This window comes from Bacillus sp. 2D03 (assembly GCF_003946765.1).
In the GTDB taxonomy this organism is placed as follows: Bacteria; Bacillota; Bacilli; order Bacillales; family Bacillaceae_G; genus Bacillus_A; species Bacillus_A cereus.
Map to the genome: position 1 here is coordinate 398,728 of NZ_RPSJ01000001.1, position 26,512 is coordinate 425,239.

The window sequence follows — 26,512 nt, forward strand, 5'->3', positions numbered from 1 at the left end:
TTCCGAATCTTATGATAAAATTTTATAAGCGCTTACAAAAATGAAAGGAGGTGATACAAGCTTACGAAATCGATATTCAATTTTATTGAAAAAAAAAGGAGGATGTCTAAATGACAAAGAAAACAGAAATCCCATCGCATTTAAAACCATTCGTATCCACACAACATTATGATCAATACACACCGGTGAATCACGCTGTGTGGCGTTATATTATGAGACAAAATCATAGTTTCTTAAAAGACGTTGCTCATCCAGCCTATGTGAACGGACTACAATCATCTGGTATTAATATAGATTCAATTCCAAAAGTAGAAGAAATGAATGAGTGTTTGGCACCAAGTGGCTGGGGCGCTGTAACGATTGACGGACTTATTCCCGGTGTAGCATTCTTCGATTTCCAAGGACACGGATTACTACCAATCGCAACAGATATTCGGAAAGTAGAAAATATCGAGTACACACCAGCTCCAGATATCGTACACGAAGCCGCAGGACACGCACCGATTTTACTTGATCCTACATATGCAAAATATGTGAAACGTTTTGGGCAAATTGGTGCAAAAGCTTTCTCTACAAAAGAAGAACATGATGCATTTGAAGCTGTTCGTACATTAACGATAGTAAAAGAAAGTCCTACTTCTACTCCTGATGAAGTTAAGGCTGCTGAAAATGCTGTAATCGAAAAACAAAACTTAGTTTCTGGTTTATCAGAAGCTGAACAAATTTCACGTCTTTTCTGGTGGACAGTAGAATATGGATTGATTGGAAATATAGATGATCCAAAAATATATGGTGCTGGTCTCCTTTCTTCTGTTGGCGAAAGCAAACATTGCTTAACAGACGCTGTAGAAAAAGTTCCATTTTCTATCGAAGCATGTACAGGGACAACTTATGACGTAACAAAAATGCAACCACAACTATTCGTTTGCAAGTCCTTTGAAGAATTAACAGATGCGCTTGAAACATTTTCTAAAACAATGGCCTTTAAAACAGGTGGAAAAGAAGGTTTAGAAAAAGCAATTCGCTCTGAGAACTATGCAACAGCTGAGCTAAATAGCGGATTACAAATCACAGGTACATTTAGCGAGACAATTGAAAACGATGCAGGTGAATTAATTTACATGCGAACAAATTCGCCAACGGCATTAGCGCTTCATAATAAACAGTTAGCGAATCATTCTACTTCTGTACACAGTGACGGATTTGGAACACCGATTGGATTACTTACTGAAAATATTGCATTAGAAAATTGTACAGACGAACAACTACAATCATTAGGAATTACAATTGGAACTATCGCTGAGTTTACTTTTGCAAGTGGTATTCATGTAAAAGGAACAGTAACAGATATTGTGAAAAACGATAAGAAAATTGCTCTTATTTCCTTTATCGATTGCACAGTTACTTATAACGCCCGCGTTTTATTTGATGCTTCATGGGGCGCATTTGATATGGCTGTTGGCTCACAAATCACTTCAGTATTCCCAGGTGCCGCAGATGCAGCAGCATTTTTCCCAATGGATGAAGAAGTTCAAGAAATTCCTGCTCCGCTTGTACTGAATGAACTCGAGCGTATGTATCAAACAGTTCGAGATATTCGAAGTGAGGGGATTTTACACGACGCGCATATCGATCAATTAGTAGCAATTCAAGAAGTATTAAATAAATTTTATGCGAAAGAATGGTTGCTGCGCCTTGAAGTATTAGAGTTACTTTTAGAGCATAACAAAGGGCATGAAACATCTGCAGCATTACTACATCAACTTTCTACTTTCACAACTGACGAAGCTGTAACACGCCTTATTAACAATGGTCTTGCGTTACTTCCAATAAAGGATGTGAAAAATGATGCTAAGATTAACTGAAGAAGAAGTTCACGAGGAATTATTGAAGGTAGATAAATGGATGGTAAAAGATGAGAAATGGATTGAACGAAAATATATGTTTTCCGACTACTTAAAAGGAGTCGAATTTGTCTCTGAAGCCGCCAAACTATCAGAAGAACATAATCACCATCCATTTATCCTTATCCAGTATAAAGCAGTTATTATTACTTTGTCATCTTGGAATGCAAAAGGTTTAACGAAACTAGATTTTGAGCTTGCAAAACAATTTGATGAACTATTTTTACAAAACGAAAATGCAATTATAAGAAAATAAAAAAGAGAAGCCTTTTTAGGCTTCTCCTTTTATTTTGAAATGGATACAATGTCCAAATGGATCCTCGACTTGTAATATTCCATCTTTGTACGTAGCAATCTTGCCAATATTTTTTAAGCTTTCACATACTTGTTCTTTTTGTTTTTCATCCGCTAGTACAATTGTGAAATATTTCAAACCAACAGAACCTGGCATTTGCGGTGGTACCCCTTCACCTTGCCATGTATTTAAACCGATATGGTGATGATAGCCACCTGCTGATACGAACAACGCTCCATTACGAGCTGGGATCGTTACTTCAAAACCAAGACCATCAACATAGAAACGTTTCGCTTCCTCTAAATCAGCTACATGGAAATGAATATGCCCCATCACAGTACCAGCTGGAAATCCACTCCATGTACTTCCTTGCTGCAATAATTCTTCACCAGCTAACGGGTTACTAACAAATGGGAGCTCTCCATTCTCATCACGCCAAACTTCTTTTTGTCGATCATGATAAATTTCAATCCCGTTTCCATCTGGATCAGCTAAATAAAGAGCTTCACTAAAGTAATGATCGGCCCCGCCATGTAGTGGATATACCATTTCTACAAGATGACGAAGAACATTCGCTAAATCCTGCCTACTTGGTAATAAAATTGCGTAATGATATAACCCTGTTCTTCCTCTTTGCTTCGGAAAAGCTTCTTTCTTTTCTTCAATGATAAGAAGTGGTTCATCATTTTCATTCCCAAATGTAACGACTGCTTTTTCTTCTTTTAGCACCTTCATACTTAGTACTTCCGTATAAAACTCTAGTGATTTCTTTACATTAGATACGTATAAATGAACAACATCAAGTGTTGTATTGGGATGAAGTTGAAAACTCATCTTGTTAGCCTCCCCCATTTAAATTATTTCTTCTTTGACATTTTTTCTTTTAAGAAATTATCTACAAAACCATCAGCTTTTGCAACAAATAAGTATGCACCCATTGCTAATAATGCAAGTTCTAATTCGAAACCAGGATTTTTTCCATCTCCCAATAAACCAGCTGACCATTTCACTTTTACGATTGCTCCAACCATAACAAGTGCAAATAATAATCCAATATATCTTACACCTAAACCTAGAATTAATAATAGGCCTCCAACTAATTCAAATGTTGCTACACCGTATGCAAGTCCTCCTGGTAAACCAATGCTTGTAAACCACCCTGCAATATTGTCAATTCCTGATTGGAATTTTGTTAAACCGTGCATGAAGAATGTTACCCCTAACACGATACGAATAATTAAGTTACCAATATGTTGATTCATTTCTTTCTCTCCTTTATAGTTTTATTATATAAAACTTTTATTTACATTACAAAACATACACTAATTTTTTTTATTCGTCAATTCATTTTCACTGGGAAAAAATATATTTTTTTTGCTATGATACAAATAGTTGTTTACAAAAAGGAGCTTGATTTTATGAATATTGGTTCTGCAATACGTGAAATTCGTCAACGTAGGGGCATAACAATCGCACAAATTTGTGAGGGAACAGGTCTTTCTAAAGGATTTATGAGTCAGGTTGAAAATAATAAAACATCACCATCTATCTCAACTTTAGAAACGATCTCCAATTTTTTAAACGTTCCCCTTCCCTATTTATTGTTAGAGCAAAAAGATCGATTAAAAATTGTCAAAAAAGAAGAACGGAAATACAGTGTATACGGCAAAGATGAGCAAAGAATTGAACATGTTGCGGAGCAAGGGGGCCTTCGCCTATCTTTAGTAGAAATCCCTACTGGATTCCCGAAAGAAAACTCACCAAATGCCCATGAAGGGGAAGAATGTCACCTTGTATTACGCGGAAAACTAGAAGTTCAGCACGGTGAAGATATTGCAATTGTAGAAGAAGGTGATTCTTTCTCATGGAATGCATGTGTTCCTCATATTGTTCGTAATATAGGAGAAGAAACTGCATTATTACTCATCTCTAGTTATGCAGAAAATCGAAAACGTGTTTACTAAATAATAAAAAAGAAGCCTGTTAAACAGGCTTCTTTTTTATCCCCTTATAATTCCATAACTTGTCCCAACTAGTACAGTCTTTTCATGCTGATTGCGATAAACTGACTCGATTGAAACTTTTTTATAGCCTTCCATTTGCTCAACATTTGTTAAAGTTAGTTCACAAGTGATCGTATCTCCTGTGAACACTGGTCTAATAAACTCACTTACTAATTCTCTTGCTATGTAATGTAACTCTTCTCCCACTTTCGTCCCAATGCTAGCAGTCAATAAACCATGAACCATTAATCTTCCATCTTCATCGTATTCCACATGGTGTCTACCTTTATCACCGGTAATATTTGCAAATTCAAAAACCTCTTCCTCAGTAAATCTTCTTTCATATTTAAATACATCCCCAACTTTTATACTCATTTTTATCCCCCTAGAAATAAACAGAATTTTCTTTTATTTTATCATAAAACGAGCCTCAATCCATTCTCTATTATCAAAAGTCTCAAAATTACCTCGCTATACTTTTTTACTTGCCATTCATTTATCGGTGACCATCTCTTTTGGCGACTTGATATCCATAATACGCACATGTTCCATTTCTCGATAGCTCTCTAACTTCAAATCCACAGCTTCTATAAAAATCAAAATTGTTCGCAGAAGTATGTGCAAACCAGTCACCATGTGGTAGCTTTTGCAAACAAAGAGCGACAAGTTTCTTACCTAATCCCTTCCCTCTATATTCACATTTCACAACTAAATTTACTATGTTCGCGACCATGATTCCATCAGAAATGACTCTAACCATGGCAATCATCTCTTCTTCATCCCAGATTGTGAATGCCCATGTTGAATTTTCAAATGCTATCGTGAATTTTTCAATTTGCCAAGAAGGGATATTATCATTGCTCCAACCGGCATCTTCAAATAAAGTCTTAATTGCATATGCAGGTACACCATTCGTTCCCTCACGAATAATAAGTCCATTATGATAAATGTACATGTAATCCCCCCTTTTATTTTTATATACCATTCTTCAAAAAATGCAATTAACCTTTTTTCATCCAACGCGCCTAATGGAATAAACGAGAACATCCATCCCATGAAATGAAGTTGTTTTCTCATAACTAAGCCCCGTTTTTCTAGCGACAAAGATTGAGGCGGGGTGGTCCGGATTAATAAGAGAAATCAATTTATTCATTCGTAACGCTTGGAAGCCATAGTCTCGAAATGCTGCCGCTGCTTCTTTCGCATAGCCTTTTCCCCAATACTGAGGTAATAACCAATAACCAATTTCAAATTCCTCTTTTCCATCTATCTGCTGCTTTACTAATCCTGCATGACCAATCCGTATCCCCGTTTCCTTTTCAATTAATACAAATAAACCGAGGCCGTTTTTATAGCTAGGAATTACCCACTCTTCCAAACTTTTTTTACATTGCATATATGTTTTTAAATTCCCATTTCCAATATAGCGCATTACTTTTTCGTTTCCCCATAGTGAAGCGTAGAACTGTAAATCATCCATTGTATATTTACGAATTTGTAAACGGTCTGTATGAAACATTCCTTCACTCCTTTCTACTAATTTCTTCTTAATTTCACAATCATATTTTGTATGCACAATAAATGTTACCATTTATTATAAATGAATCAACTACATAACACAGAATATTCAATCTTATAGAAACAAAAAAAGCAGTAGACAAATATTGTCCACTGCATCCATATCATAACTAGCATAAAGAAAACTACAATTGAGGGGGGGGGGTAGGATTTTCAAATATACTAGATACTTATCCCGTTCTAACGGGCGGTAAACTTTCCAATTGTTTCAAGTGAAAAGTTTACCGCACATAAGAACTTCCTTCGTTCATTAAGATAGTATTGCTAAATAATCATATACACGCTTAGATTTCTCTCCACCCATTCGTGCATGTTGAAGAAGAGAAATACCATGAGGACCAGATGCGCGCAATGCTTCTGGTTGAGCTACTAAAATAGCTTGTACAACTTCTAATTCACCAAGCATAGCTGCTGCAAAAATATCCATCCGAGCACCCTTTTCTAGTAAATAAAGAGCAATATCTTTACGACCTACATGTGCCGATGCGCCTAACGCACTTTCCCAATCTGATCCACCCCAATTATAAGAGGCGTGAAGTAAGCTTGGTGATTCAACCAATAGCTCTTGTACTTTCTCTAAATCCCCGTGAGCTGCCATAACAAATTTTCTTACTAATTCAATGGTAATACGCTCTTCTGTTTGCATCGCTCTTCTCCCCTTTTAGAAATTCGTTTCGGTGTAAAAAAAGGCTTGTCACTTCCCTGAAAAATATCTACATCTATGCCAAATACATGTTGAAACATTTCATGGCATAGTACTTCTTCTGGTATACCATCATACTGAATTTTCCCTCGCTTTAATACAAGTAAACGATCGCTATATTGAGCAGCTTGGTTAATGTCATGTAAAACCATTATAATTGTCATTCCAAACTCCTCATTTAATCGTTTCACAAGTTCCATTACTTCCAACTGGTGAACGATATCTAAAAAGGTTGTTGGTTCATCCAATAATAAGACATTTGTACGTTGCGCTAGCGTCATCGCAATCCAAGCACGTTGCCGTTCTCCTCCTGATAAAGAATGTAAAAGACGATATTCACACCCTTCAAGATTTGTAACAGACAATGCCCAATCAACAATTTCTTCATCTTCTTTATTTAAGTGGCTACTCCATGATTTATGTGGACCTCTTCCGAACTCAATTAGTTCTTTCACTGTTAAATCTAATTGATGATCATGCATTTGTGGTAACATTGCTAATTGCTTCGCTACATCAGCACTCTTCATCATATGAATATTTTTCCCATCTAAAATGATGTCCCCTTCGCTTTGTTTCAGTAGCCTTGCTATTAAACGAAGCAAAGTAGATTTTCCCGATCCATTCGGACCAATTAAACTAACGATTTCTCCAGCCTTAATATGTACATTCATATTTTGCATTTGAAATCTTTCAGAGTGTGCGTAAAACACTTTGTTAACGGAAATCACTTTGTTTTCCTCCTCTATGAATTAAATATAAGAAGAACGGACCACCTAAGAAGGACAGTAAAATACCAACAGGCAATTCGATTGGGTCAAACCAACTTCGAGCTATTGCATCCGCAAAAACAAGTAATACCCCGCCGCCAAGGCATGATAAAGGTAGCAAATATCTATAATCATTTCCAACTAATAAACGTAGCATATGTGGTACGACAAGACCGACAAATCCAATAAGACCAGACACACTTACTGCAATTCCAGCTAATAATGTACTTACTACGATTAAATAAAACCGACTTTTTTCCACGTTATGTCCTAATAACTTTGCCATTTCATCTCCAAGCATTAACACTCGAATATGCTTAATACCAAAGAAAGCTAATATAATGGCGAATATTGCATAATAAATAATCATATTTAAATGTGCCCAACTTACACCACCAATACCACCCGCTAGCCACGGTAACACCGATTGTACTTTGTCACTATGTAATAACATTAATGCTGACGTTGCTGCACCAATTAATGCATTGATCGACACCCCTACTAAGACGATTCTTGAAGGTGGTGCCCCTTTTTGCCATGATAAAGCATAAATAACCATCGCTGTTATGAAAGCTCCTAAAAACGCCCCTAGTGGTAAAAAAGCTAGATGCTGTGGGAATAAAATCATGATGACAATTGCTACAAGGCCTGCCCCAGATGAAACTCCGATAATACCAGGATCTGCAAGAGGGTTTCTCATAACTCCTTGTAGCAGTGTACCAGATGCAGCTAAACATGTTCCTACTATAAACCCAATGAGCACTCTCGGTATGCGAAGATCCCATACAATTCGATGAACTGTCGAACCTTCATCTTGTATACCCGTTAGAATATCTCGTACAGAAAAGGATAAACTTCCTGCGAAAAGACCGTAAAAGAGACCTAGGATTGTTAATACAACTAAAGTAACTGCTATTATCCATCTTTTTTTCGCAAAAGGATGTTCCTTTTCTCTTACTACTTCACTACTTTCCATACGTATCATTTCCTTACATCTTGTATACTTTTATACATAAAGTCCATTGCTTCTGTAACTTTTGTACCAGGATTAGATCCAAATAAATCAGGTGGCAAAATAACTACGCGGTTTTGTTTTACTGCCTCTAAATTTTTCCACGCTTCATTTTTCATCATTTCGCCTTCGAATGCTTTTTTCACACTTTTTGGATCTCCGTGTGTAATTAAATAAATCACATCTGGATTCGCCTCAATAATACGTTCTACACTTAGCTGTGCATATTGCGGATATTCTTTCGTTTCTGGAAAATCAGAAGCAATATTTTTTCCGCCTGTTTTTTCTAAAATATCACCTGATAAAGATGTTGGTAATGCCGCTAAATAAGTTCCTGGTGCGCCATACACTAGCAATGCTTTCACATCGCTCTTTTTCTCATATTTCTTCATTTGATCATTCATTTTTTGAATAATTTCTTTTGCTTTATCTTCTTTCTTCATTACCGTTCCATATAATTCAATATTCTTTTGAATATCTTGTACAGAATTCGCAGAAGAAATGATAACTTGCGTTCCTTGTCCTTCAACCGTTGGCACATTCTTTTGGAATCCATTGTTAGCAACAAGTACATCGGGCTTTAAACTAACAATTTGCTCAAAATTCGGTTGATGTGCATTCCCAATTACTTGTGCTTTCTTTAGCTCATCCGGAAGAGTTAATTTCGTATCCGGGCGACCTACTATTTTTCCACCTAAAGCATGAATAATATCCATGTCCCCCATACTTAATGTTGCAAAACTTTCTGGCACTTTATCGAATGTTACCTTTCTTCCTGATAGGTCGGTAATTTCGATTTTCTCTTTTCCTTTTTCTGTTTTGGTTGCAGACGCTTTTTCGTCCCCTTTGGCACTGCAACCTATTAACAAGAAAAAAATAGATAAAATCGCTGTAAATAGCGTAATAGATTTTTTCATTTCTTCACCTCTAATTGATAATGATAATCATTAACTACTATTCTACTTTAATTGATAAGGATTATCATTGTCAACACGAAACGCATATATTTTCCTACAAAAAACAAAAAGCGCGACAAAAAGATTTTTTCTTTTCGCTGCGCTCTAGTTAACAATATTATTCACATTCATTTTCCTCTAGCTGGTCACGCATCACTTTCACACGCTGAAAGAAAAAGAACGATAAGCTTAAAAATATAACGATGCTCCCCATCATAACAAAAAATTGGATTGTCTCTTTTGCTCCACTCGGAATCAATAAGCCAACCATTAACAATGTACTTACAGCGAGAAGCATTTGTCCAAACCGAGTATAATCTTCTATTTTTCCTTTTAATTCTTTCATTATATTCTCACTCCTCCATTTCACTGTATCATATTCTATGAAACTGAAAGACCAGTAAATACAGCCATTCTGGGAGATGTTTTCCAATAAAAAAAAGAGCCGCTTTTACTGCGGCTCTTTTTTTATCATTATTCACCTTTATATGCTTCCATATAAATTTCTTTCAGCTCTGAAATAAGCGGTAACTTTGGATTAGCAGTTGTACATTGATCTTCAAAAGCTCTTTCTGCTAATACTCCAACAACCTCTTCAAATTGCTCTTTATCGACTCCTTGTCCCGCAATACTCATATTAATATTTAAGCTTTTTCCAAGCTCAATAATTGCTTGGACGAGTGATTCCACCCCTTCTGCTGCCGAACTTGCTGGAAGACCGAGCATTCTCGCTATATGTGCATATCTTTCATCTGCCACAAAGTGCTCATATTTTGGGAACAATGCGTGTTTTCTTGGCTTAATAGCATTATAGCGGACTACGTGCGGCATTAGAATGGCATTTGCGCGTCCGTGCGGAATATGGAATTCTGGTCCAATCTTATGTGCTAAGCTGTGATTAATACCGAGGAAAGCGTTCGCAAATGCCATCCCTGCAATTGCAGAAGCGTTATGCATTTTTTCTCTTGCTTCTTCATCATTTCCATCTTTATATGCTCTCGGTAAATATTTGAATACGAGATCAATAGCTTTTAATGCTAATCCATCTGTATAGTCATTTGCCATAACAGACACATACGCCTCAATTGCATGTGTTAAAACATCCATACCAGTATCTGCTGTTACATGTGGTGGTACTGTCATTACAAATTGTGGATCAACAATTGCTACATCTGGTGTTAATTCATAATCTGCGAGCGGATACTTTATATTATTTTTCTTATCTGTAATAACCGCAAATGGTGTCACTTCTGATCCCGTTCCTGATGTCGTTGGAATCGCAACAAACTGCGCCTTATTTCCTAATTCCGGATATTTACATGTACGTTTTCTTATATCTAAAAATTTCTGTTTAATACCATAGAATGTCGTTTCTGGATGCTCATAGAATAACCACATTCCTTTTGCTGCATCCATAGCTGAACCACCACCAAGTGCGATAATTACATCTGGCTTAAAGCTTTTCATCATTTCCGCACCTTTGAAAACAGTTTCATCTGATGGATCTGGTTCGACCTCAAAGAAAACTTCAACTTTCACATCATTTGCATTCTTGTTTAAATAGTGCGCGACTGTATCGACATAGCCATGTTCAACCATTCCGGGGTCCGTTACAATAAATGCACGTGAAATGTTAGGCATATTTGTTAAATAAGCTGTAGCATGTTTTTCAAAATAAATTTTTGGTGGCAGTTTGAACCACTGCATATTCTTTTTTCTATTTGCCAGCCTTTTTATATTTAATAAATGGGTCGCTGTTACATTTTGGGAAACTGAATTCTTTCCGTATGAACCACAACCAAGTGTAAGTGATGGAATAAATCCATTATATATATCCCCTATTCCACCTTGTGATGAAGGTGCATTTACAATGAGACGGCAAGCTTTCATACGTAACCCAAATTGCTTTTGCACATCTTTATTTGTAGAATGGATAACTGCTGAATGTCCTAAACCACCGAGGTTCAACATTTCTTTGCAATATGTAAATCCTTCTTCTAATGAATTCGCCTTCACACAAGCTAATACTGGACTCAGTTTCTCACGAGATAACGGATATGCTGCTCCGATACCTTGAATTTCAGCTACAAGCATTTTTGTATGTTCAGGAACAGTGATCCCAACTAAATCGGCAATATACTGTGCTGATTTCCCTACAATATCACTATTTACTGCACATGTATTTTCATTTATAACGAGCTTTTCTAATTTTTTTCTTTCTTCTTCTGTTACAAAGTAACAATTGTTTTCAATCATTTCTGTTTTAACATCATCATAAATTTCTTTATCGACAATGATTGCTTGTTCCGATGCACAAATCATACCGTTATCAAATGTTTTCGATAAAATTAAATCATTAACAGCTCGTTTTACATGTGCTGATTTTTCTATATAACACGGTACATTACCAGGACCAACGCCTAACGCTGGTTTTCCAGTAGAGTAAGCTGATTTCACCATACCAGCGCCTCCAGTTGCTAGAACGAGTGCTACACCATCATGGTTCATCAATTGTTTCGTCGCTTCAACAGACGGTCTTTCAATCCATTGAATACAGTGTTTTGGTGCACCAGCTTTCATCGCTGCATCATATACGGTTTTCGCTGCTGCCACAGAACATTTTTGTGCGGAAGGATGAAATGCGAAAATAATTGGATTTCTTGTTTTTATCGCAATTAACGCTTTAAACATTGTTGTCGACGTTGGATTCGTTACTGGCGTTACCCCAGCTACTACACCGACAGGTTCCGCGATTTCTATTATTTCTTCATGAGGATCTTCGTGAATAATCCCTACCGTTTTATCTTGCTTTATACTATGCCAAATATATTCAGTGGCAAAAATATTTTTAATGCATTTGTCTTCATATACACCACGGCCAGTTTCTTCAACTGCCAATTTTGCTAGCGGCATATGTTGATCAACACCTGCTAATGCCATTTCATGAACAATGTTGTCAATTTCCTCTTGTGTAAAACTTTCTAATGCTTGTAAAGCTTGTTGACCATTATTTACTAGCGTATCAATCATCTTTTTTACTTCCTGCATTTCATTTACAACTTTCTCTTTGACTACCATGTGAATTTCCTCCTATTCTACTATCACGGTCCTTATATGTCCCTATAGGTCAAAATAAGTCCCAATTAACACAAAAAAATAGAGATGCTTTCCTACATGAATTTCATTGTTTGTGAAAAGTTTCACAAGTTTGTTCGTGAGTAACATTTCCTGAATTCAATATACATGAAATCATTTCGTTTGTGTATGTCTATTTTGTGAAATGTTTCACAAATGATGTAATAAAAAAACGCACTGCTAATATAGAGCAGTGCATTTTTTATTATGCTAGCGCTTGTGCTAAATCTTCAATTAAATCTTCACCATCTTCAATACCGACAGAAATACGAATTAATGTATCTGTAATTCCTAATTCTTTGCGGCGATCGGCTGGGATTGATGCATGTGTCATTTGAGATGGAATAGAAATTAAACTTTCTACTGCTCCTAAGCTTTCAGCAAGTGTAAAGTATTGTAGTTTCTCAAGTACTTTATTTAATGTCTCTTCACTATCTACATCAAATGAGATAATAGCACCAAATCCGTTTGCTTGTTCTGTTGCTAATTCGTGGTTTTGATGTGATTCAAGACCTGGGTAATATACTTTATTTACTTTTGGATGATTATTTAAGAACTCAGCAATAGCGCGTGAATTCGTTTCATGTTCTTCCATACGAATTCCTAATGTTTTTAAACCGCGAAGTAGTAAGAAGCTATCTTGTGGCCCAAGAATACCTCCTGTTGAGTTTTGTACAAAGTGAAGATCTTCTGCTAGTTGTGGACTATTTACAACTACTAAACCTGCAACTACGTCACTATGACCTCCTAAATATTTCGTTGCACTATGAAGCACAATATCTGCTCCTAAAGAAATCGGCGACTGCCAATATGGCGTCATGAATGTGTTATCAATAATTGTTAATAAGTCTTTCTCTTTAGCAAGAGTAGATATTTTCTTAATATCAGTAATTTTTAGTAGTGGATTCGTTGGTGTTTCCACATAAATTGCTTTCGTATTTGGACGAATCGCTTCTTCAACTTCCTCTAAGTTTGTTGTATCTACAAATGTATGCTCAATACCGAAACGGTTTAATACTTTCGTAATAACGCGGTATGTTCCGCCATAAACATCATCTGTTAAAATTACGTGGTCACCTTTTGAGAACAACATAATTGTCGCTGTAATAGCAGCCATTCCTGAACCAAATGCAAATCCAGCATGCCCATTTTCTAATACAGCAATCATTTCTTCTAAAGCTGCACGTGTTGGGTTACCTGTACGTGAATATTCATATCCTTGATGCTTACCAACCGCTTCTTGTTTGTACGTACTTGTTTGATAAATCGGTACGTTTACAGATCCAGTTGAAGGTTCTCCTATGCGAATACCATGAATTAACTTTGTCTTTGCTCTCATTTTTTATTCCCATCCTTTGTATATGTCTTTACTTAAATAGCGCTCACTGCTATCAGGAAAAATGGTTACAATATTTGTACCTGGTGCTGCCTTCTCTGCCTCCAGTAAGCTCGCATGAAATGCTGCTCCTGAAGAGCTCCCAACGAGAAGTCCTTCTTTTTGGGCTAATTCTTTCACTCGTAAAAATGCATTTCGATCAGAAATCGTATGAATTTCATCAAAATAAGATGTCTTCAAAAATGGCGGGATAAATTCCAGTCCAATTCCTTCGGTCTCATGTGAACCAGCCTTACCACCATTTAAAATAGATCCTTCTGGCTCTACAATCACTGTTTTAATATCTATATTTTTTTCTTTCAAATAAGATGCAGTCCCCATAAACGTACCGCCAGTTCCTGCTCCAGCAACAAATATGTTAATCTCTCCATTCAATGCGTCCCACAGTTCAGGTCCTAATGTTTTAAAATATGCACGAGGATTTGCCTCATTTGCGAACTGACTTGGAGAATATGAATTCGGTAGTTCATTTACTAACTCTTTTGCTTTAGCAATTGCACCGGTCATTCCTTGCTCAGTCGGTGTATGCACGACCGTTGCACCTAGTGCTTTCATTAATTCTTGTTTTTCAATACTAAATTTCTCTGGTACACAAACGATAACACGTAAATCATGTTCTAATGCTGCAAGTGCCAGTCCAATACCAGTATTCCCAGCAGTCGGTTCAATAATTGTTCCACCCTGGGTAACAAGCCCTTTTTCTAGCGCATCTTCGATTAATTCTCTTCCTAAACGATCCTTAACGCTTCCGCCTGGGTTATAAAATTCAAGCTTTGCAAATAAACGGACCCCTTTCGGAAGTGAAAAACGAGTAATTTCTACAATTGGTGTATGACCAATTAACTCATGAACTCCACGATATACATTCATCGTGTTCTCCCCCTTGTTTGCCAATAAAGAAAAGGCAACTGTATGTATTTTCTTTATATGAGACAGTTGCCTTTTTGTTACATTACTTTAACTCTTCTAACACTTTTACAATAAAGTTTGTAGAGTGAAGAGCTGCTTGATCTAAAAACTGATCAAATGAAACATTTGATTCTTTACCAGCAATATCAGAAAGTGCGCGAATGATAACAAACGGAATTTCATATTGGTGGCATACTTGTGCAACTGCTGCTGCTTCCATTTCTACCGCATAAAGATTTTCAAATTTATCACGGATGGCTGCAACGCGGTTCGGATCACTCATAAATGAATCACCTGTTGCAATCATACCTTTTACAACTTGAATATTTTCTTCAGCCTGCATACATTTCTCAGCTAATGCAACTAACGCCTCATCAGCTTTAAATCCAGGCGGCATTCCTGGTACTTGACCATATTCATAGTTAAATGCTGTTACATCTACGTCATGGTGACGAACTTCAGTGGAAATAACTACATCACCTACGTTTAGAGAATGATGGAATCCACCAGCTGAACCAGTATTAATTACTTTTTCAGGCTTATATTTTTCTAATAAAATTGTCGTTGACATCGCTGCGTTTACTTTACCAATACCAGACTTTAACAAGATTACTTCATGCCCTGCTAATAGCCCTTTCGTAAATTCACAACCTGCAACTGTTTCTGTCTCTGCTTGTTCTAATTTGTCACGTAAAATACGTACTTCTTCTTCCATTGCTCCAATTACAGCAATTCTCAATCTAATCCCTCTTTCTATTGCTTAGTTGCCTCCATTACCCAAACGAAATGATTTAATCTCGTGAACGTTACATGGAAGCCATTGTTTTCAAAAATAGTCTGCATAACTGGAATACGTGTATAGTATTCCGTTTGCAAATCGTTTGCTAACTGGTGGAAACCTCTTTGTTTTGCTGTTTCAACAGTTTTATCATATGCATCTTGATCTGCAAATATCGTATCAGCAAACACTATTTTACCACCTTTGTTTAGCAATTGACTATACTTCGCAATCGCTACATTTTTTTCATCATCTGTTAAATGATGAAATGCATAGGTGCTTACAATGGTATCAATTGAATTTGGAACTTCAAACGAAAGAAAATCACCGTCTGTAATTGAAAATTCTTTTGGCAATTTCTCTTTTGCAATCATGCGCATTTCACGCGACGGTTCTATACCGTAAACTGTGCGGCCAGCAAGTAATAATTTATCTGTTAAATTACCTGTACCGACACCAAATTCTAATACATTACCAAATGACTTGTTAACTACATCCTCTAGAATGTCCTCATAATGGGCGAAAACTTCTTTATATTGTATATCTTCGCCTTGTACAAATGAGTCGTACGTATGAGCCCACTCATCAAATAAACCATTAAATTCTGTACCCATAAAAATTCCCCTTTTTCTTATCGGTTTTATCAGTATGATATTCCCTCTTTCTAAAAATGTCAATTGAAATGTACATGGTATTTCCTTCTTTTCTTTGTTACACTATAGTTGATTACATAGGAGAGGGGCCGTCTTCATGTCATTTACCTTTGAAATGTTAGAAGATAAAGTAGAGTTTTTTGAAGCGGGAGACTTAGCTTCTTTAGAACGAAAAATTAGTGAACAAATTGATAATAATAAAGCACTTATGCTTGAAGTTCATCACATCTCACATCAGATGGTTATGGATCCTGAAAGCAAAAGACCGTATTATAGCGCGGTTGTTCATTTTAAATTAAAGAAATTGCGTTAACAAAAAAGAGAAGCTCCTAAGGAGCCTCTCTTTTTTAGTTTAGAGTTTGAACAAGTACTGGTTTCCAGCCCTCATTGTCTACCCAATCAATATTTACATAATATCTTTTCCCACTTTGCTTATCTTGAACATCACCATAAGCTTTACTCTTTCCAGTTTTGTCTCTTCCAACAAAATGGAATACTAATTGCTCTTTCGGTACTTCAACACCTGCAGCAATTGCACTTTGCATCTCATTCCAATCTGATGAACCCTGTTTAAACGTCATCGCTGGTGATGAACCTTGTTCTGTTCCTACAGCTTTCCAAGAAGGTTTTGTATACGCCTCTTTTGCCTTAGATACAGTTTTCTCAGCTGATACTTTCTCGTTAGCTTTCGCTTCTTCTTCAGCTTTTTTCTGTTCTTCTTCAGCCTTTAGCTTCTCTTCTTCAGCTTTTTTCTTGGCTTCTGCTTGCTCTTGTTCTTTTTCTTTTTTCTTAGCAGATTCTTTATCTTCTGATTTTCCAGCTTTCTCATTCTTTGTTGTTTGTTGAGAGACTTTCTTATCAGTAGAAGATGCTTGCTCTTTCGTACTAGGAACGAACAATTGATATGCTACAATAGCTACTAATAGTAATACAATAGCGATTGCAATATTTAAAACACCGTTTTGACGACGTTTTTGTTGTTTCTGTTGGAATCTTGATCCTCCTGCCATTCTCCAAACCTCCATGCAGTTTTTCCTAATTGCTATTGTAACATTAAATCTAGAAAGGTTGAACATTTACAATGATATTTTCATGAAATGAAGACATTTCACTATAAATTGCAAGATTACTTTTCATTCTCCAATTGATAGATTGCTCCTACCATATCTTTAAAAATAGGTGTAACTTTATTCACTTTGCTATCAGTCTCTAGATCAACAACAACTAAAGCATATCTTGGATTCTCATACGGAAAATAACCTGCAAACCAGCGATTCACCCTCGTCCCTTTCCCTGTTTGCGCTGTCCCGGATTTTCCAGCGACACTTAGTGGCAACGAACGGAATGCCGTTCCTGTTCCTTTCTCCCTTGTTACAACGCCTCTTAATAACTCTTGTAATGTTTTCACTGTTTCATACGAAAGCTGTTTTCCATTTAACGTATGGCTCTCAAATGTAAAAAAATCCGCTCCATTTTTATATACTATTTTTTCAACTGCTTTCACTTCCATCTTTTCTCCATTCCTCGCAATCGTCGCCATCATATTTGCAATTGCTAGAGGTGATATACGTACATCTTTCTGTCCAATTGCTGTTTGTTCTACCGCTTTTTTACTATTTTTATTTTCTTCATTCCCCCAAATAGTAGTACCCTTTTCTTCTGGCATTTGCTCAAAATGAGGTGTATGAAATACAGAACCTTTCCATCCAACCTTTTCATTTGCTCCTAAAGCTGCTACGTATGTTTCTAGCACCGTCTTATCCTTTTGTAATAGCTCGTTACCTAACTCGGAAAATGTCCTGTTACAACTCCTAGCAAAGCTCTCTTTAAAGTTAAGTGTACCCATCCTAACTTGCGGGTCGTTTTCACCATATAAATCTTTATTACAGTTAAATGTCCGATTAAACAAATTTACTTTTTGATCAATGACTGCAGCTGCAACTACTGTTTTAAAAACAGAGCCTGGAAAATGTGGCGTTAACATTTGATTTTCAAGTGTAGTTTTATATAAATTCTCATCCCTTACTTGTAAAGACGGCTTACTAGCCATCGCTAATATTTCATTTGTCTTTACATCTAGTAATACTAGTCCCCCCTTCTTTATTTCGTTCGCTTCAATCACTTCTTCTGCTTTTTGCTGCAACTCTTTATGTAAAGTAGTTTGAATCCTAACTGGATAAAATGGATTTCCTGGTGAAGTGTATTTCGCTTGCTTTCCGAAAATTGGTTCTCCTTGCCGATCTACTTGATATAATACTTTTGCCTCTCCATCAGTCAATAGAAATTCATCAAATGATTGCTGTAATCCTGAAATACCTATCGGCGTTTGTTTTGAGATTCTTTTCAATTCTCCATATCGCTTTTGAAACTCCCTTTCGTTCTCCCCTACATCACCAATTAAATGATTTATCTCTCCAGTTTGTTTTAATCGCACTTCAGCTGCTACAATACCTAATACATGTAATTCATTTACCTTCTCCATCTGCTCTCGTGTCACTCGAAATGGAGCAGTTTCTCCTTGTAGTGTAAATGCATTTTTATTATTTTTCATTTGTCTTCTAATCTCTTGTCTCGACACACCAATGATATGCGCGATTTTCTCTAACATGTCATTTTTTATTTGTAAAAATGGAAAAATAATTAAAACAGGATATTTTTCCTCACCTATTTTTTTACCATTACGATCTATAAACTGCCCACGTCCATCGTCTACTGTAATGGATTGTGTGCGTTGCGTAACACTTTTTTCAATTAAATTTATTTTGCGATCAGTAAATGATTCTGTATCTATAATTTGAATTTGGATTAAACGACAAAGCAATACAAACATAACGCACATAAAACAAATTAAAACAATTGTAATTCTCCGTTTTATTTTCATAAAAAACACCTCGTCTATTGTAGTTTAGACGAGGTACTATTTTATTTATACAATCTCCAAAACAAAAACAGATATTATATAAGGCTATTATTGTTTCTTTGGCTTCTCTAAAAATTTCATAAGAAGCGATCTAAATTCAGTTTCATTCACTCCAGTGTTTTTAGCAACTTCAATTACAGTGGTTGTTACATTAGCCGCTATTTTTAAATAATCCTTACTAAGATTATCCATTTCATTTCTTTTTTCTTTTGCATTCTCAACTGTTACAGAATCAATACAAGTAATCATCTTATCTACAATATGTAAATAATTATTTTGTGCATCTATTATTTTTTGAATATCATCTTTATTACTTACTTTCGATTGTTTTAAATATGTATATGCTTGATTCACTTCATCTTTTAAAATTTTATCATTATTCTTCGCCTGTTCTTGTAACATATTCTTCATATCATCTATTGTTTTTTGATCCATCGAATCTCGCAATAAATAATCTGGATTCCCAATTGCGTAATCATACTTAATCGTTACATCTTGAAATATTTTCATGACAATTGCTAATTGATACGCTACATCAAAATCATTAAATTCCTTTTTATCTTGTGGATTTTCTAAGGCTTTTGAACTCTCAGTTGCTTTAATATCCTTTTTTTCTTCTTGCTTTACTTTTTCTCCCTTTGATGATGTAGTTTCTTCATTCGTTCCGCATGCAGCAAGTCCTAATATAGAGATACTACAAACCAATCCTGTAAAGATTTTATGTTTCATAATTAGCCCCTTTTCCCTTTTAAAAACTATGGTCTCTAATTATGATATCAAAGCTTAAAATGTTTTTTTGACATTTTTTGTCGAATCACTCTAAGGTTTACACAAATTTTTCTATTCTACAGATAAAAAGAAACTTTAATTAGCCCTCACCAAGCGGGCGTTTACGAGCAGTCCGATGCCCACCTAACTTCTTTGCTTCCGCTGAATTTTGAGATGGTGGTCTTACTGTCTGGCAAATAGCGGGATAAAAAAAAGATTCTCCCGATAGGAGAATCTTTTTTTATTTTACAGAGACAATCTCTACTTGCATTTCTCCGCCTGGTGTTTGGATTGTTACTTTCTCACCAATTTGCTTACCTAATAAGCTTTTTGCGATTGGAGAATCGTTAGAAATTCTTCCTTCGAATGGATCAGCTTCCGCGCTACCTACGATTGTATACGCTTCTTCATCTCCGTTTGGTAATTCTTTAAATGTTACTGTTTTACCTAATGTAACAACAGTAGATACTTCGCCAGTATCTTTAATGATAACTGCGTTACGAATCATATTTTCTAATTGTGTAATACGTCCTTCTACGAACGCTTGCTCATCTTTCGCTGCATCGTACTCAGAGTTCTCAGAAAGATCCCCGAAGCTACGTGCGATTTTAATACGTTCTACTACTTCTTTACGTCTTACTGTTTTTAATTGCTCAAGTTCGTTCTCTAGTTTTTGCTTACCCTCTTGCGTCATAGGGTATGTTTTTTCTGTTGACATATTTTCCACTCCTTTTATATACCAATCCCCTGAAAAAAAGAGGAGTTCCATATGAAAACTCCTCCGCTTCCATTGTTAGCGGAGGTTTCTAGTACCCTTGCACTAGCGGAGTTGTCACATACAACCCCGTATTTCCAATTCTTCTTTATATAAAGAAGATATGTATGGAAAGTTGATATAAATATGCCCTCACCTATATATAGATGAGGTTGCATGTTTCATTGTATTCGATAAGAAGGGAAAAAATCCCTTCCTACCGTATATCTTTTACTATGCTATTACAAATTTACTTTTTGTTCAAGAATTGTTGCAATTTTTGTCACCATAATATCAATTGCAACGTGGTTTTGTCCACCTTCAGGGATAATAATATCCGCAAATTTCTTAGAAGGCTCAATAAATTGATTGTGCATTGGACGTACAACATTTACGTACTGATCAATAACTGAATCCATCGTACGACCGCGCTCTTTAATATCACGTTGCATGCGGCGCAGAATACGAAGGTCAGCATCCGTATCAACGAATAATTTAATGTCCATTAACTCGCAAAGACGTGGGTCTTCTAAAATAAGAATTCCTTCTAAAATAATTACATCTTTCGGCTCAACCGGAATAATTTCTTCTGAACGCGTATGCAATGTATAGTCATATACAGGCTTATCAATTTGCTCATATGCAAGCAACTGCTGCAAATGTTCAATTAACAGATCATTATCAAACGCAAGCGGATGATCATAATTTGTTTTTAAACGCTCTTCCATTGGTAAATGGCTTTGATCTTTGTAATAATAATCTTGCTCTAAGATTAAAATAGAATGACCTTTAAAATGGTCAAAAATCGCTTTCGTTACACTCGTTTTACCTGATCCCGAACCACCAGCAATTCCAATTACAACAGGCTTATTCGTCCCCATTCGACTATCACTCTTTCTTATTGAAGTATGCTTTTGCGCATCATATTATTCACATACACTCGTTGATCCACTTTGAATTTCACGATTTGCAACGGATGTCTCGCTGCATCTAATTCGTTTCCATCCTCATCCCAAATTTTCTCCACCGTTTGCGTAAAGTTTTCTATTTCTGGTCCAAAGAACTCCACTTCATGTCCTGGTTTGAAATGATTACGTTGCTCAATCGTTACGATGCCCGTTTCTTCATTATAATCTAACACTAAACCAGCAAAATCATACGTTGTTTTCTTACTATGATTTCCAAACATTTGCTCTTGATGTCCTGGAACCCCTTCAAAGAATGCAGGAGCTGTATCACGATTTGCACATTTATCAAGCTCATCTAACCATTCTTGTTTAAACTCAAAGTTATCTGGATCCGCACAATACGCATCAATTACTTTACGATATACAGTTGCTACAGTCGCTACGTAATGGATTGATTTCATACGTCCTTCTACCTTTAAGCTATCGATTCCGATTTCAATCATTTTTGGAATTGATAAAATTAAATTTAAATCTTTTGGACTCATCGCAAAGTGAGCATCTCCTTCTTGGAATAGAGGAAGCTCTTTTGCATCTTTATGTTGTGATACTGTTTGAACTAAATCATAATCCCAGCGGCAAGATTGGCAACAACCACCACGATTAGAATCACGCGCTGTCATATGGTTACTTAATGTACATCTTCCTGAATATGCGATACACATTGCACCATGGACGAATGCTTCAATTTCAATATCCACTTTTTCTTTAATTTCTTTCATTTCTTCATAGCTTGCTTCACGAGCTAATACAAGGCGATGTAAACCTTCTTCTTTCCAATACTGTGCTGCTTTCCAGTTGGATAGTGATTGCTGTGTGCTTAAATGCACCTCAACAGAAGGCGCTACGCGTTTACAAGTCTCAATGATAAGTGGATCAGCAACGATAATTCCCGTTACGCCAGCTTTTTCAATCCCTTTTAAATATTCCTCTAGCCCGTCCATATTTTCATTATGTGCAAAGATATTTGTTGTTACGTATATTTTTGCTCCATACTTCTTTGCAAACTCAACGCCTTCTGCCATTTCTTCTAGCGTAAAGTTACCTGCATTCGAACGAAGACCAAATTCTTGTCCACCTAAATATACAGCATCTGCCCCGTAATGGATAGCTACTTTTAATTTTTCTAAGTTACCCGCAGGGATTAACAGTTCAGGTTTCTTCACAATAACACGTTTGCCATCGATCACTCGTGAAATTTCTTGTACAGTCATTTCCTACACCCTCCTCGTTTAGTAAACCGTTTCTTTAAAGAAGAATCCTGTATCTAACGGACGATTTACTGGTTGCATTTCTTCTATTTCTTTATATAGATCATCTTTCACGTCATAATATGCATCACGATCTTCTACGCATAAATCAATCGCTTGACGATATTTCTTCGTTACTTCAATAATGTATTCAGAGCTTTTTAGTACACCGTCGATTTTTAAGCTATCAACTTCAGCATCGATTAGTTCCTCTAATTCATCGATGAAACAAATGTCGTTCGGACTCATAATGTGAGTACCATTTTCATCTTCATAAATTGGATATTTATTGTTACGCTCTGGGTCATATAAGAACATATTCTCTTCATATTTTTTCTTTTCAATGTCAAGATTACGTCCTTGATACTCAAAGTAGTTTCCTACTAATGAACGCTTCGATTGGAACATACAAGTCATACCGTGAATTTGTACTTCCAGTTCCACTTCAGCATTTTCTTTTAAATCAACAATTTCATCTAAGCTAAGCTCACGAGCTAATACAGCACGCTTTGATCCTCTTTGTCCCCAGTAATTACAAGTGAACCAGTTTGTTGCTGTCGTTTCTGTATTCCAGTGCAACTGCATATTTGGTGCTACTTCACGAACAGCCATTAATACCGCTGGATCTCCGAAAACAATTGCATCTACATTTACTTCGTTTAAAAATGAAACGTAATCTATTAATTCTTCTACTTTATCGTTGTGGAACATAGCGTTCATGGCTACGTATACTTTCACACCATTTTCATGTGCAATCTTCACAGCTTGTTTTACATCTTCACGTGAAAACTCCCCTGCTAAACGTAAACCAAACTTTTGCTCACCGATCATTACCGCATCTGCTCCTGCTTTCGCAAGTTGTTCGATATCCGCCACCGCTCTTGGCGTTACTAACAATTCAGGTTTCTTCATACCTTGGTCACCCTCTCTTTTTACTAACAGCTACTCCATCACCAATTGGGAAAATCGTTGTATCATATCCTTCATGGTTCATAAGCCACTCATTGTACGTCTTAATACGACGGATTAAACCACGTGTACGTCTGTTTTCAATTTTCTCTTTTGTCGTTACAAGACCGTGGTACATAACATTATCTGAAATAATTACGCCACCAGGATTTAATAACGGTTCATATAAGTCAAAAAAGCGACGATACTGTCCTTTTGCTGCATCAATAAAAATAACGTCAAATGTCCCGTGTTCTTTTACTTGTTCACCTGTCTCTAACGCATCACCGTAAATAACTGAAATACGATCTGTTACTGGGGAACGTTCTATATATTCAAGTGCTTTTTCATATCGCTCACGATTGCGCTCAACTGTCACAATACGTGAATTTGGAATAGCTTGCATCATACGAATACTAGAATAACCGATTGCTGTTCCAAGTTCTAAAATGCTTTTCGGTCCAATTAAACGTAAAAATTGCAGCATAAATTCCATTCCAAGTCGATCCATAATCGGCACATGATTTTCTGTTGCATATTCTTCCATTTCAAGAATTAATTTATCTTTCGGATCAATAAATGATAATAGGTACTCGTTAACTGCATCCTCCATAAATGGTCCTCCTTATTTACATGGAGAAGTGCCTCTATGACGTCTTTTCACACATAGAATGCAATAAAAATACAAGCCAGCTTTACCCTTAGCTTGTACGTCCCGTTTTGATATTAAAAACGATTCTTCTGCCAGTTTTTAACCCGATATATTTTACCACAAAAAAGAGGGATGTGCGACTTTTTTCGCTATCCCTCCCCATTTCACTGTTTTTTCGTAATGTATTTTTGCTTTAATGCATTATGCTCTTCTAATGTTTTCGCATAGTACACTTCACCACTTGGTGCAGCTAAGAAATAATAATAATCTGTTTGCGCAGGTTCTAACGCAGCTTCTACTGAATGTCTACCAGAGTTTGCGATTGGCCCTACCGGCAATCCTTTTACAACATACGTATTGTACGGTGAGTTGACCTTTAAATCTTCGTATAATACACGTTGTTTATGCTTTCCAAGTGCATATAATACCGTTGGATCCGTTTGAAGCGGCATACCTTTTGCTAAACGATTATAAAAGACACTAGAGATCTTTTGACGATCTGTAAAACCAGTTGCCTCTTCTTCAATAAGTGAAGATAATGTTAAAAGCTGATGAACATCCCAATTCTTCGCTTTCATTGTCGCCTCATTTTGAACAATGATTGCATTTGTTTTCTCAAGCATTAGAATTACAATTTCTTCTAACGTCGTATCTTTCTTATAAAACGAATACGTTGCAGGATATAAATAACCTTCTAATGGGTATTTAATATTGCTATCAAAGATTTTATCCGTTAATAACTTCGGATACTTTTGCTGCATTTTTTGAATAAATGCTTTATCGTTTAATTGACGCGTAACATCATCTTTATTCCACTTTAGTTCTGTCGCAATCGTTTCTGCAATTTCAGTTACTTGCGCCCCTTCTTTAATCGTCACTTTATAAAGAGCTGGACGATGCACATTGCCAGATGACATTTGTTCGATCACATCTTCAGCACTCATTGAAGGGTTTAATAAATATGTACCTGCTTGTAAACTTTTCGATTTAGCCTTTGTATAAAAACTAAAAACTGTACCGTTTTTCACAGCACCTTTTTCTTCTAAAATTTCTCCAATTTTACTTGTAGATGATCCTTTCGGAATTTCTACTTCAATCTCTTTTTTATTCCCGCTATCAACTGGTCCTAATGCGGATGAAATATACGCATAGACTGAACCACAAACTAAAAGCAGTGCAATAATCGAAAATAAAAAGATACGTCTACGCTTCTTTTTCACTTGATTCTCTATCAAAACATTTCCTCCTTACTTAATTGTAGACCGTATGTACACCTTTCTATACAGCACGATGTAAAAACGCAAAAAATTCACTTATCTTTTTTAATTGACACTTTATTTTTCTACAATCCGTCTCATTATACTACAAAGACTTACACAGTTTCGACAAAAAATCTTTCATTTTACATATAAATACAAAAAAAAGATGGACTGTATGTCGTCCATCTTTTCAGTACTTATTATTCAGCTTCTTGCTCATCAGCTAGAGTGTTGAACATTTCTTGTACCATTTCCCACTCTTCTTCAGATTCGATTGGAAGTAAAGTTCCGCCCTCTTCTTCATTTTGCTCATAAGCCATTGCATCATAAATTTGGTCTCCATCTTCGTCTACTTCACCGATTGGAGAGAAGACTACGTATGATTTTTTTCCAAATTTTTCAGCGTCAAAAGTGAAAATAATTTCACATAAATGTTCGTTACCTTTTTCGTCTACAATTGTAATTTGATTTTCTTCCATTTTGGTCACCTCTTATTTACTATCTAAAAATCCTTGTAAGATTACGACTGCAGCCATCTTATCAATTACTTGCTTTCGCTTCTTACGGCTTACATCGGCTGAAATGAGCAGACGTTCCGCTGCCATTGTTGACAAACGCTCGTCCCACATTACAACGTCTAATTGTAACAGCTCTCGTAGGTTTTCTGCAAATTGTTGGCACGCTTCACCACGCGGGCCAATTGTACCATTCATATTTTTAGGTAAACCTACTACTATCTTGTCCACATTGTACTGCTTTACTAACTCAGAAATACGATCAAAACCAAAGTGACCTCGTTCTTCGTTAATCTTAATTGTTTCTAATCCTTGTGCTGTCCAGCCCATTTCGTCGCTAATTGCAACTCCGACTGTTTTTGTACCTACATCTAAACCTAATATCCGCATAA

At 36.2% G+C, this 26,512-nt stretch carries 30 protein-coding genes; 4 read left to right on the forward strand and 26 right to left on the reverse strand.

The genetic code is table 11. From position 1 onward, the window contains the following. Positions 1-110: 110 nt before the first annotated feature. Together EBQ15_RS02350 and EBQ15_RS02355 are read left to right on the forward strand one after the other, a co-directional pair. Positions 111-1,865, forward strand: coding sequence for an aromatic amino acid hydroxylase (locus tag EBQ15_RS02350; protein ID WP_000163212.1), 1,755 nt, complete (start codon positions 111-113; stop codon positions 1,863-1,865). Next, positions 1,846-2,160, forward strand: a complete 315-nt coding sequence (locus tag EBQ15_RS02355) for a 4a-hydroxytetrahydrobiopterin dehydratase (protein ID WP_000979538.1) — start codon at positions 1,846-1,848, stop codon at positions 2,158-2,160. The genes EBQ15_RS02350 and EBQ15_RS02355 overlap by 20 nt, the downstream gene beginning before the upstream one ends. Positions 2,161-2,175: 15 nt before the next feature. Here EBQ15_RS02355 and EBQ15_RS02360 read toward each other — a convergent pair whose 3' ends face one another. Together EBQ15_RS02360 and EBQ15_RS02365 are read right to left on the reverse strand one after the other, a co-directional pair. After that, positions 2,176-3,033: a VOC family protein gene (locus EBQ15_RS02360; RefSeq protein ID WP_000009857.1), complete on the reverse strand. Its 858-nt coding sequence runs from the start codon at positions 3,031-3,033 to the stop codon at positions 2,176-2,178. Positions 3,034-3,056: 23 nt separating this feature from the next. Further along, positions 3,057-3,461, reverse strand: coding sequence for a DoxX family protein (locus EBQ15_RS02365; protein ID WP_001071552.1), 405 nt, complete (start codon positions 3,459-3,461; stop codon positions 3,057-3,059). Positions 3,462-3,617: 156 nt separating this feature from the next. On the opposite strand from EBQ15_RS02365, the gene EBQ15_RS02370 reads away from it, so the two are divergent. After that, positions 3,618-4,163 carry a helix-turn-helix domain-containing protein gene (locus EBQ15_RS02370; protein ID WP_001020693.1) on the forward strand — a complete coding sequence of 182 codons (546 nt, stop codon included), beginning with the start codon at positions 3,618-3,620 and terminating at the stop codon, positions 4,161-4,163. A 36-nt stretch (positions 4,164-4,199) separates the two neighbouring features. Here the strand turns inward: EBQ15_RS02370 and EBQ15_RS02375 are convergent, their stop codons facing one another. The 13 genes from EBQ15_RS02375 to EBQ15_RS02440 all read right to left on the reverse strand — a co-directional run bounded on the left by EBQ15_RS02375 (position 4,200) and on the right by EBQ15_RS02440 (position 16,050). Beyond that, positions 4,200-4,577, reverse strand: a complete 378-nt coding sequence (locus tag EBQ15_RS02375) for a hotdog family protein (protein ID WP_000025014.1) — start codon at positions 4,575-4,577, stop codon at positions 4,200-4,202. A 121-nt stretch (positions 4,578-4,698) separates the two neighbouring features. Next, the gene (locus tag EBQ15_RS02380; RefSeq protein WP_000276114.1) at positions 4,699-5,157 is read right to left on the reverse strand and encodes a GNAT family N-acetyltransferase; all 459 of its coding nucleotides are present in this window, start codon (positions 5,155-5,157) and stop codon (positions 4,699-4,701) included. A gap of 57 nt (positions 5,158-5,214) precedes the next feature. Then, positions 5,215-5,793 (reverse strand): GNAT family N-acetyltransferase, encoded by a 579-nt coding sequence (locus EBQ15_RS02385; protein ID WP_002000973.1) that lies wholly within the window; start codon positions 5,791-5,793, stop codon positions 5,215-5,217. A gap of 237 nt (positions 5,794-6,030) precedes the next feature. After that, positions 6,031-6,426 (reverse strand): ankyrin repeat domain-containing protein, encoded by a 396-nt coding sequence (locus tag EBQ15_RS02390; protein ID WP_016118650.1) that lies wholly within the window; start codon positions 6,424-6,426, stop codon positions 6,031-6,033. Next, positions 6,393-7,211: an ABC transporter ATP-binding protein gene (locus EBQ15_RS02395; RefSeq protein ID WP_000626524.1), complete on the reverse strand. Its 819-nt coding sequence runs from the start codon at positions 7,209-7,211 to the stop codon at positions 6,393-6,395. The genes EBQ15_RS02390 and EBQ15_RS02395 overlap by 34 nt, the downstream gene beginning before the upstream one ends. Further along, positions 7,198-8,226 (reverse strand): FecCD family ABC transporter permease, encoded by a 1,029-nt coding sequence (locus EBQ15_RS02400; RefSeq protein WP_002000971.1) that lies wholly within the window; start codon positions 8,224-8,226, stop codon positions 7,198-7,200. The genes EBQ15_RS02395 and EBQ15_RS02400 overlap by 14 nt, the downstream gene beginning before the upstream one ends. 5 nt (positions 8,227-8,231) lie before the next feature. Further along, a complete protein-coding gene (locus EBQ15_RS02405) occupies positions 8,232-9,179 on the reverse strand; it encodes an ABC transporter substrate-binding protein (RefSeq protein WP_000748455.1) in 948 nt (315 codons plus the stop codon). Positions 9,180-9,336: 157 nt separating this feature from the next. Next, positions 9,337-9,564 (reverse strand): YrhC family protein, encoded by a 228-nt coding sequence (locus tag EBQ15_RS02415; RefSeq protein WP_000661265.1) that lies wholly within the window; start codon positions 9,562-9,564, stop codon positions 9,337-9,339. A gap of 128 nt (positions 9,565-9,692) precedes the next feature. Continuing rightward, positions 9,693-12,296 carry a bifunctional acetaldehyde-CoA/alcohol dehydrogenase gene (adhE, locus tag EBQ15_RS02420; protein WP_000260497.1) on the reverse strand — a complete coding sequence of 868 codons (2,604 nt, stop codon included), beginning with the start codon at positions 12,294-12,296 and terminating at the stop codon, positions 9,693-9,695. A 262-nt stretch (positions 12,297-12,558) separates the two neighbouring features. Continuing rightward, entirely contained in the window at positions 12,559-13,692 is a 1,134-nt protein-coding gene (locus EBQ15_RS02425; RefSeq protein WP_001201908.1) for a bifunctional cystathionine gamma-lyase/homocysteine desulfhydrase, read from the reverse strand. 3 nt (positions 13,693-13,695) lie between these two features. Next, complete coding sequence (locus tag EBQ15_RS02430; protein WP_001103881.1) at positions 13,696-14,619, reverse strand: O-acetylserine dependent cystathionine beta-synthase; 924 nt, start codon at positions 14,617-14,619, stop codon at positions 13,696-13,698. A gap of 82 nt (positions 14,620-14,701) precedes the next feature. After that, positions 14,702-15,397, reverse strand: a complete 696-nt coding sequence (mtnN, locus tag EBQ15_RS02435; protein ID WP_001217024.1) for a 5'-methylthioadenosine/S-adenosylhomocysteine nucleosidase — start codon at positions 15,395-15,397, stop codon at positions 14,702-14,704. Positions 15,398-15,411: 14 nt separating this feature from the next. Next, a complete protein-coding gene (locus tag EBQ15_RS02440) occupies positions 15,412-16,050 on the reverse strand; it encodes a class I SAM-dependent methyltransferase (protein ID WP_000536313.1) in 639 nt (212 codons plus the stop codon). Positions 16,051-16,186: 136 nt separating this feature from the next. Here EBQ15_RS02440 and EBQ15_RS02445 point away from each other — a divergent pair, with 136 nt between their 5' ends. Beyond that, the gene (locus tag EBQ15_RS02445; RefSeq protein ID WP_000010984.1) at positions 16,187-16,402 is read left to right on the forward strand and encodes a YrzA family protein; all 216 of its coding nucleotides are present in this window, start codon (positions 16,187-16,189) and stop codon (positions 16,400-16,402) included. Positions 16,403-16,436: 34 nt separating this feature from the next. On the opposite strand, the gene EBQ15_RS02450 is transcribed toward EBQ15_RS02445, so the two are convergent. From EBQ15_RS02450 to ruvX, 11 genes are all read right to left on the reverse strand, one after another. After that, positions 16,437-17,099 (reverse strand): YrrS family protein, encoded by a 663-nt coding sequence (locus EBQ15_RS02450; protein WP_000897099.1) that lies wholly within the window; start codon positions 17,097-17,099, stop codon positions 16,437-16,439. Positions 17,100-17,215: 116 nt separating this feature from the next. Further along, positions 17,216-18,970 carry a peptidoglycan D,D-transpeptidase FtsI family protein gene (locus tag EBQ15_RS02455; RefSeq protein ID WP_000695140.1) on the reverse strand — a complete coding sequence of 585 codons (1,755 nt, stop codon included), beginning with the start codon at positions 18,968-18,970 and terminating at the stop codon, positions 17,216-17,218. 87 nt (positions 18,971-19,057) lie between these two features. Further along, positions 19,058-19,738 (reverse strand): hypothetical protein, encoded by a 681-nt coding sequence (locus tag EBQ15_RS02460; RefSeq protein WP_000680878.1) that lies wholly within the window; start codon positions 19,736-19,738, stop codon positions 19,058-19,060. 280 nt (positions 19,739-20,018) lie between these two features. After that, positions 20,019-20,495 carry a transcription elongation factor GreA gene (greA, locus tag EBQ15_RS02465; protein ID WP_000102591.1) on the reverse strand — a complete coding sequence of 159 codons (477 nt, stop codon included), beginning with the start codon at positions 20,493-20,495 and terminating at the stop codon, positions 20,019-20,021. Between the two features lie 278 nt (positions 20,496-20,773). After that, positions 20,774-21,412, reverse strand: a complete 639-nt coding sequence (udk, locus tag EBQ15_RS02470; protein WP_000537078.1) for a uridine kinase — start codon at positions 21,410-21,412, stop codon at positions 20,774-20,776. 17 nt (positions 21,413-21,429) lie between these two features. Continuing rightward, a complete protein-coding gene (locus EBQ15_RS02475; RefSeq protein WP_000217974.1) occupies positions 21,430-22,710 on the reverse strand; it encodes a peptidase U32 family protein in 1,281 nt (426 codons plus the stop codon). 18 nt (positions 22,711-22,728) lie between these two features. After that, complete coding sequence (locus tag EBQ15_RS02480) at positions 22,729-23,658, reverse strand: peptidase U32 family protein (protein WP_000742805.1); 930 nt, start codon at positions 23,656-23,658, stop codon at positions 22,729-22,731. Positions 23,659-23,665: 7 nt separating this feature from the next. Continuing rightward, the gene (locus EBQ15_RS02485; protein ID WP_000389102.1) at positions 23,666-24,307 is read right to left on the reverse strand and encodes an O-methyltransferase; all 642 of its coding nucleotides are present in this window, start codon (positions 24,305-24,307) and stop codon (positions 23,666-23,668) included. A gap of 203 nt (positions 24,308-24,510) precedes the next feature. Continuing rightward, complete coding sequence (mltG, locus tag EBQ15_RS02490) at positions 24,511-25,581, reverse strand: endolytic transglycosylase MltG (protein WP_000572142.1); 1,071 nt, start codon at positions 25,579-25,581, stop codon at positions 24,511-24,513. 224 nt (positions 25,582-25,805) lie between these two features. Next, entirely contained in the window at positions 25,806-26,084 is a 279-nt protein-coding gene (locus EBQ15_RS02495; RefSeq protein WP_000392247.1) for a DUF1292 domain-containing protein, read from the reverse strand. A 12-nt stretch (positions 26,085-26,096) separates the two neighbouring features. Next, positions 26,097-26,510, reverse strand: a complete 414-nt coding sequence (ruvX, locus tag EBQ15_RS02500) for a Holliday junction resolvase RuvX (RefSeq protein WP_001221193.1) — start codon at positions 26,508-26,510, stop codon at positions 26,097-26,099. Between the last annotated feature and the right edge of the window lie 2 nt (positions 26,511-26,512).